A 15,480-nucleotide genomic window follows, 5' to 3' on the forward strand; every position below is an offset into this window, starting at 1 on the left:
AACTGATACAGCGGACCGCGCCGTACCCAAACCGCTCTATTGGTCACCCGCCGCCTGCAAGCGGATCGGAAAACTGATCTCGAAAATGGTGCCCTCGCCTTCCTGCGAGTCGAAACGAATCTCGCCCTCCAGCAGCCGGCACAATTCCTTGACAATCGCGAGGCCCAGACCCGCGCCCGGAATGTCGTCATCGGTCGCGCGTTCGAATTCCTTGAACACGCGTTCCCGGTCCGATGCGTCGATGCCCACGCCCGTGTCCGAGACGCGCAGACGCCAGCGATCGTTCTCCGTAGCCGTCATGCTCAATTCGACCTGGCCGGCCTTGGTGTATTTGGTCGCGTTGGTCAACAGGTTGATCGCGACCTGCTTGAGTTTGAGCCGGTTGGAGACGACCGCTCCCAGCGCGCCGTCGAAGGCCGTCAGAAGACGCAGCCCTTTCGCTTCGATCGCGGGTTCGCACGAGATCACCAGTTCGTCGAACAGCTCGCGCAGCTCGAAGCTTTCCAGCACGAGCGGACTGTTGTCGCCGAGCACGACCGAATATTCGACCAGTTCGTCGACCAGCGTTTTCATGTCGGCCGCCTGACGGTTCGCGAGCGCGAGCGCGGTCTCGATTCTGGACGGCGGGCGGCTCATCAGTTGCAGCGCCATCGAAAAAACGTTGAGAAAGTTGCGCAGATCGTGCACGACGCTACGCGTGATCTGCATGCGCGACTCGTGCAGATCGCCGACCAGCCTTTGCTTGAGCGTCAGTTCGTGATTGGCGCGCTCGAGGCGCCCGGTGTAATCGTCGATTTTCCGGTCGCGCTCGTTGACGACCTCGCGGATCGACGTCAGCGTGACGAAGCTGACGGCTTCGTCGATGAAATGCCGCGCGCGCTCCTCGTGACGCCGCGTGAAATATGGCCGGGCCTCGCTGAATTCGACGATCGCGCCGTGCAGCATCTGCCGGAACAGATCGAGCTCGCGCACCAGTTCGTCGATCCGGTAGCCCTGTTTCCAGCGCAATTTGCCGTGCAGGCGCGCGTCGCGTTCGATCGCACCCTCGACGTGGTCGAGATCCTGGTTCTCCAGCACGCTGCAGATTTCGTCGAGAATGTTCGGAATATGATCGGCTAATTGCTCGTAGGTCAGCCGGTCGGAGTCGGTCAATTCGGCGTCGTGAAAGACGGCCTTCATCCAGCGCTCGGTCAGATCGACCTGTTGCAGGCGCAACTGTGTGGCGAAAGCGGTCATCGGCAGTACTTGCGAGTCCGTCATGTGGGAGACCTGGCGCCGCATGGCGGCGAAAAAATAGGTGTTCCGCGCCAGTCCCCATGGGGACTTCCCGCGGGCGTACCCAACGCGACCGCATGGACTGCAAACCGCGCTCAGGAGGCAGAGGTGAGCGCTCCACAAGCCGCCCGGGCGCCTCCAGTATGCGCGATTTACCGAACAAAAATTAACCAGGGTTAGGACGTGTCTGCCGCAGTGCGCCCGAAGGAAAGTGCCCTTGGGCCACTGCGCCGCCGCTTCAGATCTTTTCGAACAGCACGTCCTGCGCGCCTTCCCACAACACCTTGGTGCCGAGCTCGCGCAGCTTTTCCTTGCCTTCGACAATGGTCAGGAAGTGGTTGCCCGCGAGTTGTCCCAGCTTGCTCGCGAAACAGCACGAACCGTACGCGAGAATGATCTCAGTCTCGCTGTAGCCGCCGGGGTAGAACAGAATGTCGCCGACCGACGGATGGCTCGTGTGATTCTCGAAGCCGACCGCAGCGCCGTCGTTCTCGAGCTTGAAGTCGCCGAGGGGAACCCAGCAACCTTCGCCGCTCCAGCGCACGTGAATGATCTTTTGCCGGTACGGCAGGAGCTTCAGGAAGGCGGCCACGGTTTGCGGCGCATCTGGATGGGTTTCGGCGGTAAAAACATGGCCGCAGGAGGTGATTCGGAGTCGGGTCATCGCCAGGTTTCCAGTGTGATCGGGTTGAATGGATTGGTCGGTCGGACGCGCGGCGCAGGCCACGCCGTTGGCGCACTATTCTGTCGTCCGGTGCAAGGCTTCGACAGATACAGTTGCAGTTCATCCGGTCAGTCCAGTTGGACCAGTGCCGATGTTTTGTGCAGATAGCGTCCGGTAAGCCCTGACGGCATGCCCATGCCAGGTCCAACCGAATGGTCGCCACGAAAGTTCGTAGTTTGCAAGCCGCGCAATGCGCAGCACACTGCGCGAAGTGCGTGATTCCCCCAAGGGCGGCTCGTCGGACGCTACCTTCCGACAAGCCAACCGGTCTGCCGTCAGGGACAGCGCGGCAGCACTGCCCAGCGGCGGAAGCGGCGACTCTCCAGGTGCCCTCATCAGGCTGCCTCGAACCGTCTGGCGCCGTCGCGCCACTGCCTGCTGAGCAGCCGGCCCCTTCCAGCCGCGCAATCCGTACTTCAGCCGCGCAGCCGGTAAGCAAGCGGCGTCACGCCGTAGTCACGCTTGAACTGCACGGAGAAATGACTGGCATTCTCGAAACCAACCGCAATCGCAATCTGCAGCACGGTCTGATCGGTGGCACGTAACAGCCTTGCCGCTTCGTCGAGCCGCAAACGCGATACGAACTGATGCGGCGTCTCGCCGGTCTCGCGGCGAAACACACGCGCAAAATGAAAGCTGCTTAGCCCCGCCTGCGCGGCCAGTTCGCTGATCGCCAGATCCCCGGCGAGATGGGCGCGAATGTAGTCGGTCACGCGGCGGATCCGGCGCGGCACGAGGCGTTCCGGGCGCGCCGGCGATTCGGGGAGCGCACGGTGGCCGCGCGAATAGTGCTGCAACAGATGCGCGGCGAGCGCGTGAACCAGCGCGTCGACATACAGACGCGAGTCGGCCGGATCGGCGGCGGCGCGATGCAATGCAGCAAGCATCGCGGCGATCAGCGGATCACGAAACTGCATCGCGTCGCCGAGCGACAGCTCGCGGGAGCCGCCAAGCTCCATCTGATCGGCGACGCTGTCGATCAGGCTGCGCTCGATGTGCAAATGGACGGTCGACAGCGGCTCATCGCTGATCGAACGCCAGCGCCACGAGATCGGCGCGGGCGGCACGAACCAGACGTCGCCCACCCGCAGATCGGCGCTCTCCCAGCGCCCGTCCAGGTTGCGCTCGAGGTGCTCGGCGCCGCTCGCGAGGGTCATCAGCGTGAGGTCCTGCAAGCCGGGCGCTTCCAGCAGTTCCTGCTCGGCCGGTTCGAGATACGAGCGCAGCACCAGGTGCCGCCACGGGCGATCCACGCTCGACACCAGTTTCTGGCCCGCCATGTAGCGGTCGTAGGCGAGCGTCGTTGTGAGCTTTGGAATTCGTGCCATCACGTCCATTCCCAGGGAGGAGCCATATGAAGAGTGAACCCTGTCATACCCGCGTTGCCAGTCCGCTGTCAGAGCAAGAATTCAAAAATGATAGCAAGGAACCGGCTACCGTAATTTTCGGAAGTAGCTGATCATTCAGGTTGTCGTCTTTCATGCGTTTCGAACGCCGGAGCTACCGTTTCATGGAACACGAATGCGATACGCTGCCGCATTGGCTGACCGGCTCGCCGCAAGGTGAGGCCGGGCATGCGTCGGCAGCATACAACTCGGCGGTTGCCGCCCAACCGGCTTACCCGGCCGGCACGCGGCAACCCGAGAAATCGGCCCACGCGGCTGAAGCATCCAGGGCACCCATCCGCACCGCGGCAGGCGTGGCGCCCACAGGCTTTCTCACGCTCTTCACCGAGGAGGAGATCGGCACGCCCTCGCCCGCCGCGCGGCGCGCCGCACCAGTCATCAGCCCGCTGGTGCGATTTGGCAGCGCGCAGGACCGCATCGATTTCGTGCGGCAGCGCATCAAGCAACTGGGCTTCGACTCGTTCAGCTATTCGGCCACGCGCACGTCGGCGCATCACAAGACGATGTTCGTGCTGACCAGCTACGAGTCGCAAAGCTGGCTCACGCGTTATTTCCGCGAGCGTTATTTCGAGCTCGACCCGCGCGTCGCACTCGCCTCGCCGACCGGCATGCCGTTTCTCTGGAATACGGCCGACATGCGCGCCGACCTGCCGCGTGCGCAAATGCGCAGCGAACGGCTCGGTGGGCTGATCGACATGCTGGAGGCGACCGGGCGCAAAAGCGGCATTCTCACGCAGATGCCGCTGCCCGAGCCGGAGTTGAGCGCGAGCCTGTGCTTCAACGCGGAGATCGGCAATCCGCGCTGGATGACCGAGTCGATCGTGGCCGAGACGCTGATGTTCGCGCACACGATCCACGAATTCATCTGGACGCACGCGAAGAGCGTGATCGGCATCGCGCCCGCGCAGCAGCAGCGCGTTACGCTGAGCGAGTTGCAGCACGCGGTGCTGAAGGCGGTCGTGCAGGGTCAGCGGGACAAGGAGATCGCCTACTTCCTCGGGCTGTCGCCGCATAACGTCGACTACCACCTGCGCCGTCTGCGGCAGTTGTTCAATGTGCGCAACCGCGTGCAGTTGATCAACGTCGCGCAGGCGTACGTGACGTAGAGGCTAGCGTCGTGGCCGGCATGCCCGTTGGGCTGCCGGCCGCGGTGCGAATTTCACGCCCCCTCACCCGCCCCTCAAACGTTCTCCACACGTGCTTCGACGGGAACGGTGGCACGATCGAGGTCAGAAAGATCAGCACGTCATAGTGCTGCAGCAGCGCGCCCCTCGCTGAACACGACGCGCGCCGGGCGTTGCGGCCGGCGCGCATGCTCCATGAACGAAGTCGCGGGTTCGCGCAGCGACAACGGACGGACATCATGGCTATCGGCTCCGTGCTGGGGGGCTCCCTGAGTTTCGCCTGACAGGCTCCCTATCAGGTCTTGAGCCGGTAGCCAGTCTTGAAGATCCAGGCAACGATCAACAGAAACACCGCCAGAAAGAGCGCGGTCATGCCGAGACTGACCTCGACGTTCACATCGGCGAGACCATAGAAGCTCCAGCGGAATCCGCTGACCAGATAGACGATCGGATTGAACAGCGTCACGACCTTCCAGAACGGCGGCAGCATATTGACCGCATAGAAACTGCCGCCGAGAAAAGTCAGCGGCGTGATGATCAGCAGCGGCACGAGTTGCAGCTTCTCGAAGCTATCCGCCCAGATGCCGATAATAAAACCAAGCAGACTGAACGTGACCGCCGTGAGCACGAGAAACAGGATCATCCAGAACGGATGCTGCACTTGCAGCGGCACGAACAATCCCGCGGTCGCGAGAATGATCAGCCCGAGCAGAATCGATTTGGTGGCCGCCGCGCCCACGTAACTCACGACGATTTCCAGGTACGACACCGGCGCGGACAACAACTCGTAGATCGTGCCGGTAAAGCGCGGAAAATAAATCCCGAACGACGCATTAGAAATGCTTTGCGACAACAGCGACAGCATGATCAAACCCGGCACGATAAACGCGCCGTAACTGATGCCGTCCACTTCCTTGATGCGCGAACCGATCGCCGCGCCGAACACGACGAAGTAAAGCGAAGTCGAAATCACCGGCGCGATGATGCTCTGCATCAGCGTGCGCCAGGTGCGCGCCATCTCGAACTTGTAGATCGCGCGAATTGCGTAGATGTTCATTGGTCACCTCGGAGCAGACTGACGAAGATGTCTTCGAGCGAACTTTGCGTGGTGTGCAGGTCCTTGAAGCGGATGCCGGCGTCGTCGAGCGCCTTGAGCAGCGCGATGATATCGGTGCGCCCGCCCTCGCCCTCGTACGTGTAGATCAATTCGTCACCGCCCTTCGCGACGTCGAGTCCGTAGCCGGCGAGCGAAACCGGCACGTGTGCGAGCGGGCTCTCCAGTTGCAGCGTCAACTGCTTCTTGCCGAGCTTGCGCATCAACTCCGTTTTCTCTTCGACCAGCATGATTTCACCCGCACTGATCACGCCGATGCGGTCCGCCATTTCCTCGGCCTCATCGATATAGTGCGTGGTGAGGATGATCGTCACGCCGCTCTGCGCGAGCGAGCGCACCAGCTTCCACATGTCGCGGCGCAACTCCACGTCCACGCCGGCGGTCGGTTCGTCGAGGAACAGCACACGCGGCTCGTGCGAAAGCGCCTTGGCGATCAGCACGCGCCGTTTCATGCCGCCCGAGAGCGTGATGATCTTGCTATCGCGCTTTTCCCACAGCGACAGGTCGCGCAACACCTTTTCGACATACGCCGGGTTTTTCGGCTTGCCGAACAGTCCGCGGCTGAACGAGACGGTCGCCCAGACGGTTTCGAAGGAGTCGGTGGTCAACTCCTGCGGCACGAGGCCGATCAGCGAGCGAGCGCCGCGATAGTCGGTCGCGATGTCGCGGCCGTCCACCGTCACGCTGCCGACGCTTGCGTTGACAATGCCGCAGATGATGCTGATGAGAGTCGTTTTACCGGCGCCATTCGGACCGAGCAAGGCGAAGATCTCCCCGCGGTTGATCGCCAGATTGATGTTTTTGAGTGCATGAAAACCGGTGGCATAGGTTTTCGACAGGTTCGTGACCGAGACGATTGGCTGCATGGAATCGACGATGGCAGACACCGTTGTTTGATTAGAGGGAGCGATGCTAAAGCGCCATCGCACCCGCAATGTAATGGAAAGTGGGAAAGCGTGCAGCGCATCGCGGCACTGCACCGAAAACACGTAGGTCGAGGCGGAGAAAGAAGCCGGCCGCAACGGCACGGCAAAAACGCGCAAGCGGAATCGTTTCGCTGCAGTGCAAAATAGTTCGGCTTCCGTATCGGTTGGATGGTGCGACGCCGGGAACGCCCCATGCTCGATTCCCGGCATGCTGGCGCGGCTTGCGTGTTCGGGCGACACATGCTCGAGCGAGGCACACCGCTTGCGGCAGTCCATGCATGTGAGCGACAAGCGCTTGCGTGACATCAAACCGATTCGACGGAGGTGAACCATGAAACGCATTACCAGGACGATTTTTGCTTCGGCGCTCGTGATGGCATTGTCGGGCGGCGCTTATGCGCAGGCTGGCGGTGGCGCGGGCGGCGCGGGTGGCGGTGCGGGCGGTGGCGGCACCGGCGTGGGCGCGGGCGGCGGCACCACCGGCGGTGCGGGCGGGACTGCAACGCCCGGCGTCGGCACTGGATCGATGAAGAACCCGGGCGATTCGGGCTACGGTTCGCCCGGCGTGACCGGCACCGGCGGCGGACTGGGCACCGGCACTGGCGCGACACCGAATAGCCCGGCGATGAACCGTTCGAATAGCGGCATGGGCAACGGCATGAACAACGGTACGCGCAGCGGGACCGGTAATGGCATGAACAACGGAACAGGCGGCACGATGCAAAACGGCCAGTAAAAGAAGGCTGCTGACGTATTGAGTTGCTCAGTTCGAACCGGGGCGGCGGCGCCGATGCAAGGCGTCGCCGCCCTTGCCTTTCCCGAGGCGGAAATGGTGGTTTAACACATCAAGAAAAACCTATTGATCGCACACGTGGGCCACTCCGGCTGCGAGGCATTTTTTGCGGGAACTGCCGCTCACGGTTCAGCACAAACAAAGCTGCTGGCGAGATTCACATTGCCCTTGCCGACGTAGCGCGGAAACAGCGGGTAGCGGCACAGCGGACGTGAGCGCCCGTTGGTGGCCGCCGCGATATCGGTGGCCGTCAACGTTTCGGGCGATGCTCCGCGCGTCACCCAGTTATCGAGTGCGCCCAGCAGATCGACCGATGGAATGAACGCGCCGCCGCCGTGCTGAAATCCCGGCACCATGTACAAACGCATGAAACCATTGACCTGGTCGACGCCGAACCGATCAACCAGTGTGTCGTAATAGGCGATCGTCTGGTTCGGGCTGATGACTTCGTCGGCTAGGCCTTGCAGCGTGATGAGCTTGCCGCCGCGCGCAATGTAGCGCGTGAGGTCGGGGTTCATCGCGCCGATCGTCTGCGACAGCGCGACCACTTGCGCGCGATATTTGCCGGGGTGTTGCGGGTCGAACCTGAGCGAGTCGAAGTTGGCGTCGCGCGCGACGAAATAGCGGATATAGCCGTCGCCTTGCGCGAACAGGTAGCCGTTGGCGAAGAACGTCGGCACCGGCAAACGTTCCGGCTGATGCGCGAGGCCGAGCAGGCCGGTCAGATGCGTGCCCTGGAAAATGTTGTAGCCGCTATAGCCGTTGACATCCCACGCCAGACGATAAGGCAACGAGAGCCCGTCGCGCATCACGAGCAAGGTGGAGAGCTGGGTGTTCGTGAGACATTCGTCGTGCGAAGGCGTGCGTCCACTGCAGCGTAACGAATCGACAATCTCCGTTTCGTGCTCGCGGCACGCGGCGACGTCGCTGACAATGCCGTCCGTCGCGCCGTCGAGCCGGTCGCACGTGGCGAGCGTTCGTTGATAGACGTGTTCGAGCAGCAACGGCGGAATGAAGCCGCCGGGCGTGTTGTATTCCGCCTGGCCGAGTTTCACGCCAAGCAGACGCACGCCGGAAAAATTGAGCGCGGGCGAATTGGCGATCACGCCGTCGTAGTCGTCGGGAAAACGCTGCATCACGGTGTAACCTTCGCGGCCGCCGGTCGAGCCACCGGCGAAATACATGTGTTGCGGCGGCCGGCCGTACGCGCGTGCAATCAGGGCGAGCGCGGCATCGTGGGTTTTCTTCAGATGCGCAAAGCCGAAGTTGGTGACCGCGTCGTCGACGAGGCCGAACACCGCGAGAGACGAATCGCCGACATGCCCCGAGTCGTCGCCGAAGGTCGCGTAGCCTTGCGCGAGCGGCGCGCGGTTCGGCGAAAACGGCATCACGCCAGTGCCGCTCACCACCACGCCGTTATAACCGCCGCCGCCGATCTGCAGCGCGCGGCCGTTCCAGCGGCGCGGCAAATTCAGATCGAAACGGATGTCGGGTGTGGTGGCATTGAACCCTTTGATGCGGCCGGTGATACGGCAATACTCGCCGCCCTGCTGATTGCCGGGCGCGGTGGCGCTCACCATCGCCGCGCTTTCGATCTGCACGCCGGCGGTCGGCAAGGCAATGAGTTCGGGTTGCAGAACGGCGCCCGCCAATTCCGCGCAGCGCATGGCGAGCGGCGCGTCCTTGAGCGCGGCGAGCGCCGGCTGGGCGGCGAGCCACAACATCGCGCCGACAACGTGGATGGCTGCGCGCGAGTCCCGCGCGACACGCATACGGCGCCGGCGCACCCTCATCCGTAACCCGCGCCATTGGCCGCCGCGGCCGACTGCTGCCCTTTCCAGCCGCGCCAGCCGCGCGCGATCATCAGCACCGCGCCAATGGCGACGAGGTCGCCGCCCAGTCCGATCAGCACGCCGCGAAAGCCATGAAACATATGCGGTGTCGCTGTATCGACGATCAGCGACACCAGTGTGCCCGCAACGAAACACACGAGCCCCGTGCGGCCGACGGTGACCACGGCAGGCAGCCGCCGCGCGAGCCACGCGATGCTGCCCGTGCGCACGAACTGTGCGGCGAGCCAGGCAATGACGATGAAGTTGATCACGCGGTCCGGAGAAAGATTCTGTTTGAACGTGCCGGGCAAGGGTTGCGTCAGCACGAAAAGTTTGACGATAGCGAACGCCAGCACCGCGACCACCGCGACGCGCGTGAACCAACGCGCGGTACGGCTTGCGTGAAAGCGCTCGCTGATGGGCCGCACCCGGCAGAGAATCCCGAGCACGAACATCAGTTGCCATGCAAAGGGATTAAAAGCCCAGTCTGCCACGTCGTCAATGCTGAATAATGCGGCCAGCGGCGGGGCCAGCGCCCAGATCAGCACGCTCAAGCCCAGCGCCATGAGCGACGAACGCCGCGCCAGCGGCACCACGAACGGCACGCATAGCGCGAAGATCACGTACATGGGCAACACGCTCGACAGATAAGGCTGGCGCCGCAGCAGCATGATATCGAAGGCTTCGCGCAGCGGCTGAACCGCGAAAGGCGGCCAGCCGGTGAGGTCGACCATGGGCCGGTTCAGATTCAGCGACGCGAGGACGGCGCCGGACATCAGCATCAATACCGCTGTCAGCAGATAGGCACGGTAGATTTCCCAGCAGCGCCTGACAAAGCGCATCTTCGCCGCGTTCTCGCCGCGGCCCGCGAGCACCGTCGTGTACGCCGCCGCCGACGCATAGCCGCCGAGAAACACGAACACTTCCGCGGAATCGCACAACGCATACGCGTGCAGCATCAGATGCGACAACGTGCTGCCAGGAATGTGATCCAGCACGATGACGATCAGCACGACGCCGCGGAAAAAGTCCACTTCGATCGAGCGCCCTCGGAGGGGACTTCCATCGGGGCGGACGCGACGGGTTTCCATTCAGGTTCTCGCAGGATAGACGCACGCATGCCGCGCGTCGTTTTTCGTAGGAACACCATGGACAATAAAACGTTCCCAGCGAGTCTGCGCGGTCCATCGGCGCGCGCTGACAACCCGCCTCTAATTTCAGATCACGTGGTGGCGATTTGAAATTCGGCTGTCGGCATGCGGTAATGCTGAGTCGTCACGTTTTCGGTTCGCGGCAAGATTTGCGGCTTTCATTCGCCGGGCGCGCGGGCGATCGGTAACGAGCGCGGAAAATAAATCGCCGAGTGTGCTGCGCGATTTTTTTCGCTTTTTTTCATCGTAGGATGGTTTCCTGCACGCCCGTCGGACCTCGTGCGTTTCGCGCGACACCACCTTTCGACGGCGGCCGCTCATGTGGACCGGACACGCGGCCAGCCGATCCGCGATCGGCCGGCACGCCGGGCGTCATTGCGACGCCATCTATTCGCCGCGGCCGACCTGATCGTCGGCAATGCGTGCCGGTCCTTCCATTACCGCCCAGAACGGCTGCGCTGCGCGCGCCACCTTCGCACTGGAAGACGACCACATGAACAACAGAATTGCCGGCTTCGACGGATTGCGCGCGATCGCAGTCCTGATGGTATTTTTTCAGCACCGCCTGTTTGGCGACATCGGCGAGATCGGCCATCTCGGCGTATGGATCTTCTTCGCGCTGAGCGGGTTTCTGATCATCGGCATTCTTTCCGCGCAACGCACGCGCATTGAAACCGGCGCCAGTCGATTCGGCGCTGAATTGAAGCGCTTTCTGTTTCGCCGGACTTTGCGCATCTTTCCGATTTACTACCTGATGCTGGTGGTGCTGTGCGTACTGATGGCGTTCGGCATGGCGAGTCCCGAACTGGCGAGCGGCATGCCGTTTCATTTCGCCTATCTGTCGAACATCTGGATCGGCTCCGTGCTGCACTATTGGCCGGGGCGGTATTCGCATTTGTGGAGCCTCGCGATCGAGGAACAGTTTTACCTCGTGTTCGCGCCGCTCCTGTTGTTGCTTGCCGCGCGTCGGCATCGCGCGGTGTGCCTCGCGATCGTCGCCGTCGGGCTCGTTTCGCTGCTGGCGATGCGCGCGGCGCACTGGCAGGACATCACCATCTACACGCACCCGCTGACCAACTTCTGGTTGCTGGCCTTGGGCGGTATCGGCAGCTTGATGATTGCGGGGAAAGAGAGCCGCCTGCGAGCGTGGCTCGGGCACGGCGCAACGCTCTTCGTGCTGAGCCTCGGGCTCGTGGGTTTTTGCGCGACTGAGCCGGTCTGGAGCGAAGTGGACAGTGCGCTGCTGTTCACCGTGGTCAGCGCCTCGTACGGCGCGTGCATCGCGGCGCTGGTGTGTTCGATTGCCTGCTGCCGCAACGCCGTCGTGATGGGCCTGCTCGAAACGGGCTGGCTGGTGAGCTTCGGGCGAATCAGCTACGGCTTTTACCTCTACCACAACCTGATCCCCGACCTGAGCCGCAACCATCACGCCGCAGCGCTCTTCGGCGGCACGGTGCCCGTGTGGGCGCACGTCGCGGGGATCGCTGGATCGTTTGCGATTTCGCTCGCGATGGCGATGCTGTCCTGGCGGCTGATCGAAGAGCCGATCCTGCGCCTGAAGACGAGGCGTGCACCGGCGACCGACGCGCGGCCCGCTTCGGCCTGCACGCCGGCCACGTTGCCGTCGCGTCGCGAGCGAGTGGAGCATTCGTCGAGGAATGAGAGCACCGCGTCGGACGCGGTCTAGGGCCAACGTCCAGGGCCAACGCGACTTACGTTTCGCTTGCGTGCGGCGCAAGTGCGGGCACGGTATCATGCGGCCTCACTTAGCCGGCTGCTTCTGATCTTGCGTGACACGCGGGCGCCGAACTGGCCGGACCGTAACAACAAGCCACCGTCAGCGCGCTGTCCGTCGATCCGATCCGCGCGGCCGCCTCGCGGTGTCCAGCGCGCGATGTCCAACCATGTCTCATTTCACATTCGCCCACGGCGTTCTTGGCGCCGGCCTGCAAGCGCTGAACCTGTACGCGTTGCTCGGCATCGTTGCCGCGCTCCTGCTGGGCGGGATGGTCAAGGGCGTAGTCAGCATCGGCGTGCCGCTCGTGGCGATGCCGATCCTGAGCCACTTCCTGCCGATCAAGGAAGCGGTTCTTCTGTTGTCGATGCCGATCATCCTCGGCAATATCCCGCAGGCACTCGAAGGCGGCGAACTCTTACCGACCGTCCGGCGCATCGCCGCGCCGCTGATGGGCACGGTGATCGGCAACATCGTCGGCGTGACGGTGTTGATTTCGCTGGCGCCGCATCGCGCGCAAGCGGCTGCCGGCGCGTTGCTGATGATCGCGGCATTGCTGTTGCTGGCTTCGCCGCGGCTGACGCTGTCGCCGACGTGGGCAAAGCCGGCGGGGTTCGTGTTGGGATTCGGCGCGGCGCTCATGGAGAGCATTGCGTCGGTGCCGGGCCCTTTGCTCGCGATGTATCTCATCGCAACAGGCGCGACGGGCAAAGCGTTCACGAAGCAGATCGCGATCATTCTGGTGGTTTCGATCATCACGCTCGTCGCGACATTCGGCGGTGGAGCACATGCCAGTTGGACCGACCTGGCCATCTCGGCCTGCGCGAGCGTGCCGGTGATCGGGGGGATGCTGCTGGTGCGGCCCTTGCGCGACCGCTTGCCGCCCGCAGCGTTCCGCATCCTTGTGCTGGTGTTCGTGGTGGCGGCCGCGGCACAGATGATCTGGAAATCCGGGGTTTTATAAGGTTCGTGCGATTTGCGCCGGCGCGAAACGGGCCGTGGTACGCGCATTGCTGCTCAAATGGTGTCACTCTAATCAACCGGAGAGCCCGTCGTGGCAGCCATGGCCAATTCACCGAATGAGCAGGAGCAAGAGCACGAGCCCGAGCGTCAGCCCGAAGAAGACCCCGGCGGCCCGCCTACCAAGGTGTCCAAGCCAATCGGCGATGCAATTCCCACGCCGGTCGAACCGGGTCTCGATCAGCCGCTGCCGAAAAAAGGCGAGACGCCTCCACCCGCTGACGACGCCGACGGCGAAACGTTGGGCGACACCGAAACGCCTCCGGGCGTTCCGGAGCCCGGCCCATCGGATTTCGCGTAACTAGCGCGTAACCAGCACCGCGCAAAAAAAAGCGGCGCCATGAACTGGCGCCGCCCGTCGATTGCCATCAGGCAGTCAGTCGATCCGGATCACGCCGCTTCTGGCTCATGCACGATCTTCAGCGTGCTCTTGTGCTCGCGGATCAACCGGTACACGGTCTCCCCGGGGACGGTTTCCTGTTCGAGCAGTTCGTCCGCAATGGCGCGCAGCACCGGCTCGTACGCATGCAGCAGTCCGTAGCACAGTTCGTTCAACTCCTTGAGCAGCACGTTCGCGTGCTCGATGGCGCTCTTCATTTGCAGACCCGCGTACTGCGACGGCAGTGCGGCGAGGCTGAACAGATTGCCGTCGCTGTTGAAGCCGAATTTCGACACCATGTCGAGGCTGATGCGTGACGCTTCCTGCAAGTCAGACGCAGCGCCGCTCGATGCTTCGGAAAACGTGAGAATTTCAGCGTTGCGGCCGCCGAGCAAAACCTGGATTTCGTTGCGAATCTCCGTCTCGCGATACAGGTGCTTGTCCTGCGCTTTCGTGATGAGCGCGACACCCAGCGCACCGCCGCGCGGCAGGATCGTCACCTCTTCCAGCACGCCCGTGCCCAGCAGCGCGGCGACGAGACCATGTCCCGCTTCGTGCACTGCTATACGCGTGCGTTCGTCCTCGCTCAGCGCGCGCTCGGCGCCGCTCACGTCGCCGATGCGCGCAATCTTGATCGCTTCCATGAAATGCTTCGAGGTGATTTCGGTGTCGCCGGATTTGCGCGCGACGAGCCCCGCCTGATTCACCACCATTGCTACCGTTGCCGGCGACAGACCCGTGGTCAGGCGCGCCAACTGGTCGTAGTCGATATCCGCGGATTTCGACTTCAGCTTCTCCGCGTAGAAACGGAAAATCTTCGCGCGGTCTTCGCGATCGGGCAAACGGACCTGCACGGTGCGGTCGAAGCGGCCTGGCCGGCGCAACGCTTCATCCAGATTGTCGGGATGATTGGTCGCCGCGACGATGATGACGCCTTCGTTCGAAGCGAAGCCATCCATTTCCGCCAGCAGTTGATTGATGATGCGGTTGCTCTCGGCTTCGACCGGGCCGCTGCCCGTATCCGTGCGCTTGGCGAGACCGTCGGCTTCGTCGATGAAAATCACCGTGGGCGCATTCTTGCGCGCCAGTTCGAACAGATGTTTGACTTTCTGGATGCCGACGCCGTAGTACTTCGCGCTGAAATAGCTGCCCGTGATCGAGATGAAGTTCGCGCCGCACTCGCCGGCCAGCGCCTGGGCAAGGCGCGTCTTGCCGACGCCCGGTCCGCCCACCATCAGAATGCCGCACGGCGCGCGCACGCCCATCGACGTGAATTGCTTCGGGTCGGAGAGGTAACCGCGAATGTCCGCGAGCGCCGCCTTTGCTTCACCCGCGCCGATCACGTCGTCGAAGCGCAGTGCGGGCGCCTTGGCAAGCAGCGTGGCGCCGCCGCGCATTTCGCGCCGCATGAACCACACCATGCCGCCGACCAGCAACAGCGGCAGCAGCAGGCTGATTGCGTCGCGCACCTGGTCGAACACTTGCACCCAGCGGGAGCCGCCGGTTTGAATATCCGCGTCGGGAAGCCAGACGAGTTGATAGGCGGAGGCCTCATCGGCCTTCGGTTCGCCGAGCAGCAGCGCATGCGAGAACGTCGCGTTGTGGTCGGTGACGAAGTATTTCGTACCGTCGCGCTTCGAGATCAGAATCGCGTTGGGGCTCACGCCGATTGCGGCAACGTTGGCGTCGTGAATATCGCGCAACATTTGCGAGGCATCTTTCTCTTCGTGCATCCATGCCGAGGAATCGTGGCGCATCTGGCTCGCGACGCCGGTCAGCGCCGGCGCGACCTGCGCCACGCGCTGCTGGTAATGCCACACGCCGAATGCGAGCAACACTGCGATAAGCGCCGCCGCCACCGACATGGCGATCTTGCGTGTGCGTCTTTTACCAAGCGAGTTGTTTCCCGGCTTCATAAGTCACTTCCAAAAACGGGCTCAAAGCGAGCCCTGATACTTGTCAAAGTTCAGATGGGCAGAGGTTGGCGGAGGGGAATCGACT

General features: G+C 63.0%; 13 protein-coding genes. 5 read left to right on the forward strand and 8 right to left on the reverse strand.

What is annotated here, in order from left to right; translation table 11 throughout:
- Window positions 1–36: 36 nt before the first annotated feature.
- The 3 genes from RI103_RS29475 to RI103_RS29485 all read right to left on the reverse strand — a co-directional run bounded on the left by RI103_RS29475 (window position 37) and on the right by RI103_RS29485 (window position 3,327).
- Complete coding sequence (locus tag RI103_RS29475) at window positions 37–1,260, reverse strand: sensor histidine kinase (protein ID WP_310816124.1); 1,224 nt, start codon at window positions 1,258–1,260, stop codon at window positions 37–39.
- Between the two features lie 253 nt (window positions 1,261–1,513).
- The gene (locus RI103_RS29480; RefSeq protein WP_132382068.1) at window positions 1,514–1,939 is read right to left on the reverse strand and encodes a DUF3830 family protein; all 426 of its coding nucleotides are present in this window, start codon (window positions 1,937–1,939) and stop codon (window positions 1,514–1,516) included.
- 476 nt (window positions 1,940–2,415) lie between these two features.
- Window positions 2,416–3,327 (reverse strand): AraC family transcriptional regulator, encoded by a 912-nt coding sequence (locus tag RI103_RS29485; protein WP_310816126.1) that lies wholly within the window; start codon window positions 3,325–3,327, stop codon window positions 2,416–2,418.
- 182 nt (window positions 3,328–3,509) lie between these two features.
- Here RI103_RS29485 and RI103_RS29490 point away from each other — a divergent pair, with 182 nt between their 5' ends.
- Window positions 3,510–4,511: an autoinducer binding domain-containing protein gene (locus RI103_RS29490; protein ID WP_310816128.1), complete on the forward strand. Its 1,002-nt coding sequence runs from the start codon at window positions 3,510–3,512 to the stop codon at window positions 4,509–4,511.
- Window positions 4,512–4,824: 313 nt separating this feature from the next.
- Here RI103_RS29490 and RI103_RS29495 read toward each other — a convergent pair whose 3' ends face one another.
- Both RI103_RS29495 and RI103_RS29500 read right to left on the reverse strand, forming a co-directional pair.
- Window positions 4,825–5,586, reverse strand: coding sequence for an ABC transporter permease (locus RI103_RS29495; protein WP_106282490.1), 762 nt, complete (start codon window positions 5,584–5,586; stop codon window positions 4,825–4,827).
- Window positions 5,583–6,509 (reverse strand): ABC transporter ATP-binding protein, encoded by a 927-nt coding sequence (locus tag RI103_RS29500; RefSeq protein WP_310816131.1) that lies wholly within the window; start codon window positions 6,507–6,509, stop codon window positions 5,583–5,585. Before RI103_RS29500 ends, RI103_RS29495 begins: the two co-directional genes overlap by 4 nt.
- A gap of 391 nt (window positions 6,510–6,900) precedes the next feature.
- Here RI103_RS29500 and RI103_RS29505 point away from each other — a divergent pair, with 391 nt between their 5' ends.
- Window positions 6,901–7,305, forward strand: coding sequence for a hypothetical protein (locus RI103_RS29505; RefSeq protein ID WP_310816133.1), 405 nt, complete (start codon window positions 6,901–6,903; stop codon window positions 7,303–7,305).
- A 179-nt stretch (window positions 7,306–7,484) separates the two neighbouring features.
- Here RI103_RS29505 and RI103_RS29510 read toward each other — a convergent pair whose 3' ends face one another.
- Window positions 7,485–9,134 carry a tannase/feruloyl esterase family alpha/beta hydrolase gene (locus RI103_RS29510; RefSeq protein WP_409077000.1) on the reverse strand — a complete coding sequence of 550 codons (1,650 nt, stop codon included), beginning with the start codon at window positions 9,132–9,134 and terminating at the stop codon, window positions 7,485–7,487.
- Between the two features lie 17 nt (window positions 9,135–9,151).
- Window positions 9,152–10,285, reverse strand: coding sequence for an OpgC domain-containing protein (locus RI103_RS29515; RefSeq protein ID WP_310816136.1), 1,134 nt, complete (start codon window positions 10,283–10,285; stop codon window positions 9,152–9,154).
- 553 nt (window positions 10,286–10,838) lie between these two features.
- Between RI103_RS29515 and RI103_RS29520 the strand changes: the two genes are divergently transcribed.
- The 3 genes from RI103_RS29520 to RI103_RS29530 all read left to right on the forward strand — a co-directional run bounded on the left by RI103_RS29520 (window position 10,839) and on the right by RI103_RS29530 (window position 13,401).
- Window positions 10,839–12,032: an acyltransferase gene (locus RI103_RS29520; RefSeq protein WP_310816137.1), complete on the forward strand. Its 1,194-nt coding sequence runs from the start codon at window positions 10,839–10,841 to the stop codon at window positions 12,030–12,032.
- A gap of 217 nt (window positions 12,033–12,249) precedes the next feature.
- Window positions 12,250–13,044 (forward strand): TSUP family transporter, encoded by a 795-nt coding sequence (locus tag RI103_RS29525; RefSeq protein WP_310816139.1) that lies wholly within the window; start codon window positions 12,250–12,252, stop codon window positions 13,042–13,044.
- A 90-nt stretch (window positions 13,045–13,134) separates the two neighbouring features.
- Entirely contained in the window at window positions 13,135–13,401 is a 267-nt protein-coding gene (locus tag RI103_RS29530) for a hypothetical protein (RefSeq protein WP_409077001.1), read from the forward strand.
- A gap of 89 nt (window positions 13,402–13,490) precedes the next feature.
- On the opposite strand, the gene RI103_RS29535 is transcribed toward RI103_RS29530, so the two are convergent.
- A complete protein-coding gene (locus RI103_RS29535) occupies window positions 13,491–15,395 on the reverse strand; it encodes an AAA family ATPase (RefSeq protein ID WP_310816142.1) in 1,905 nt (634 codons plus the stop codon).
- Between the last annotated feature and the right edge of the window lie 85 nt (window positions 15,396–15,480).

The sequence above is a fragment of the Paraburkholderia sp. FT54 genome (genome assembly GCF_031585635.1).
Taxonomy (GTDB): Bacteria; Pseudomonadota; Gammaproteobacteria; order Burkholderiales; family Burkholderiaceae; genus Paraburkholderia.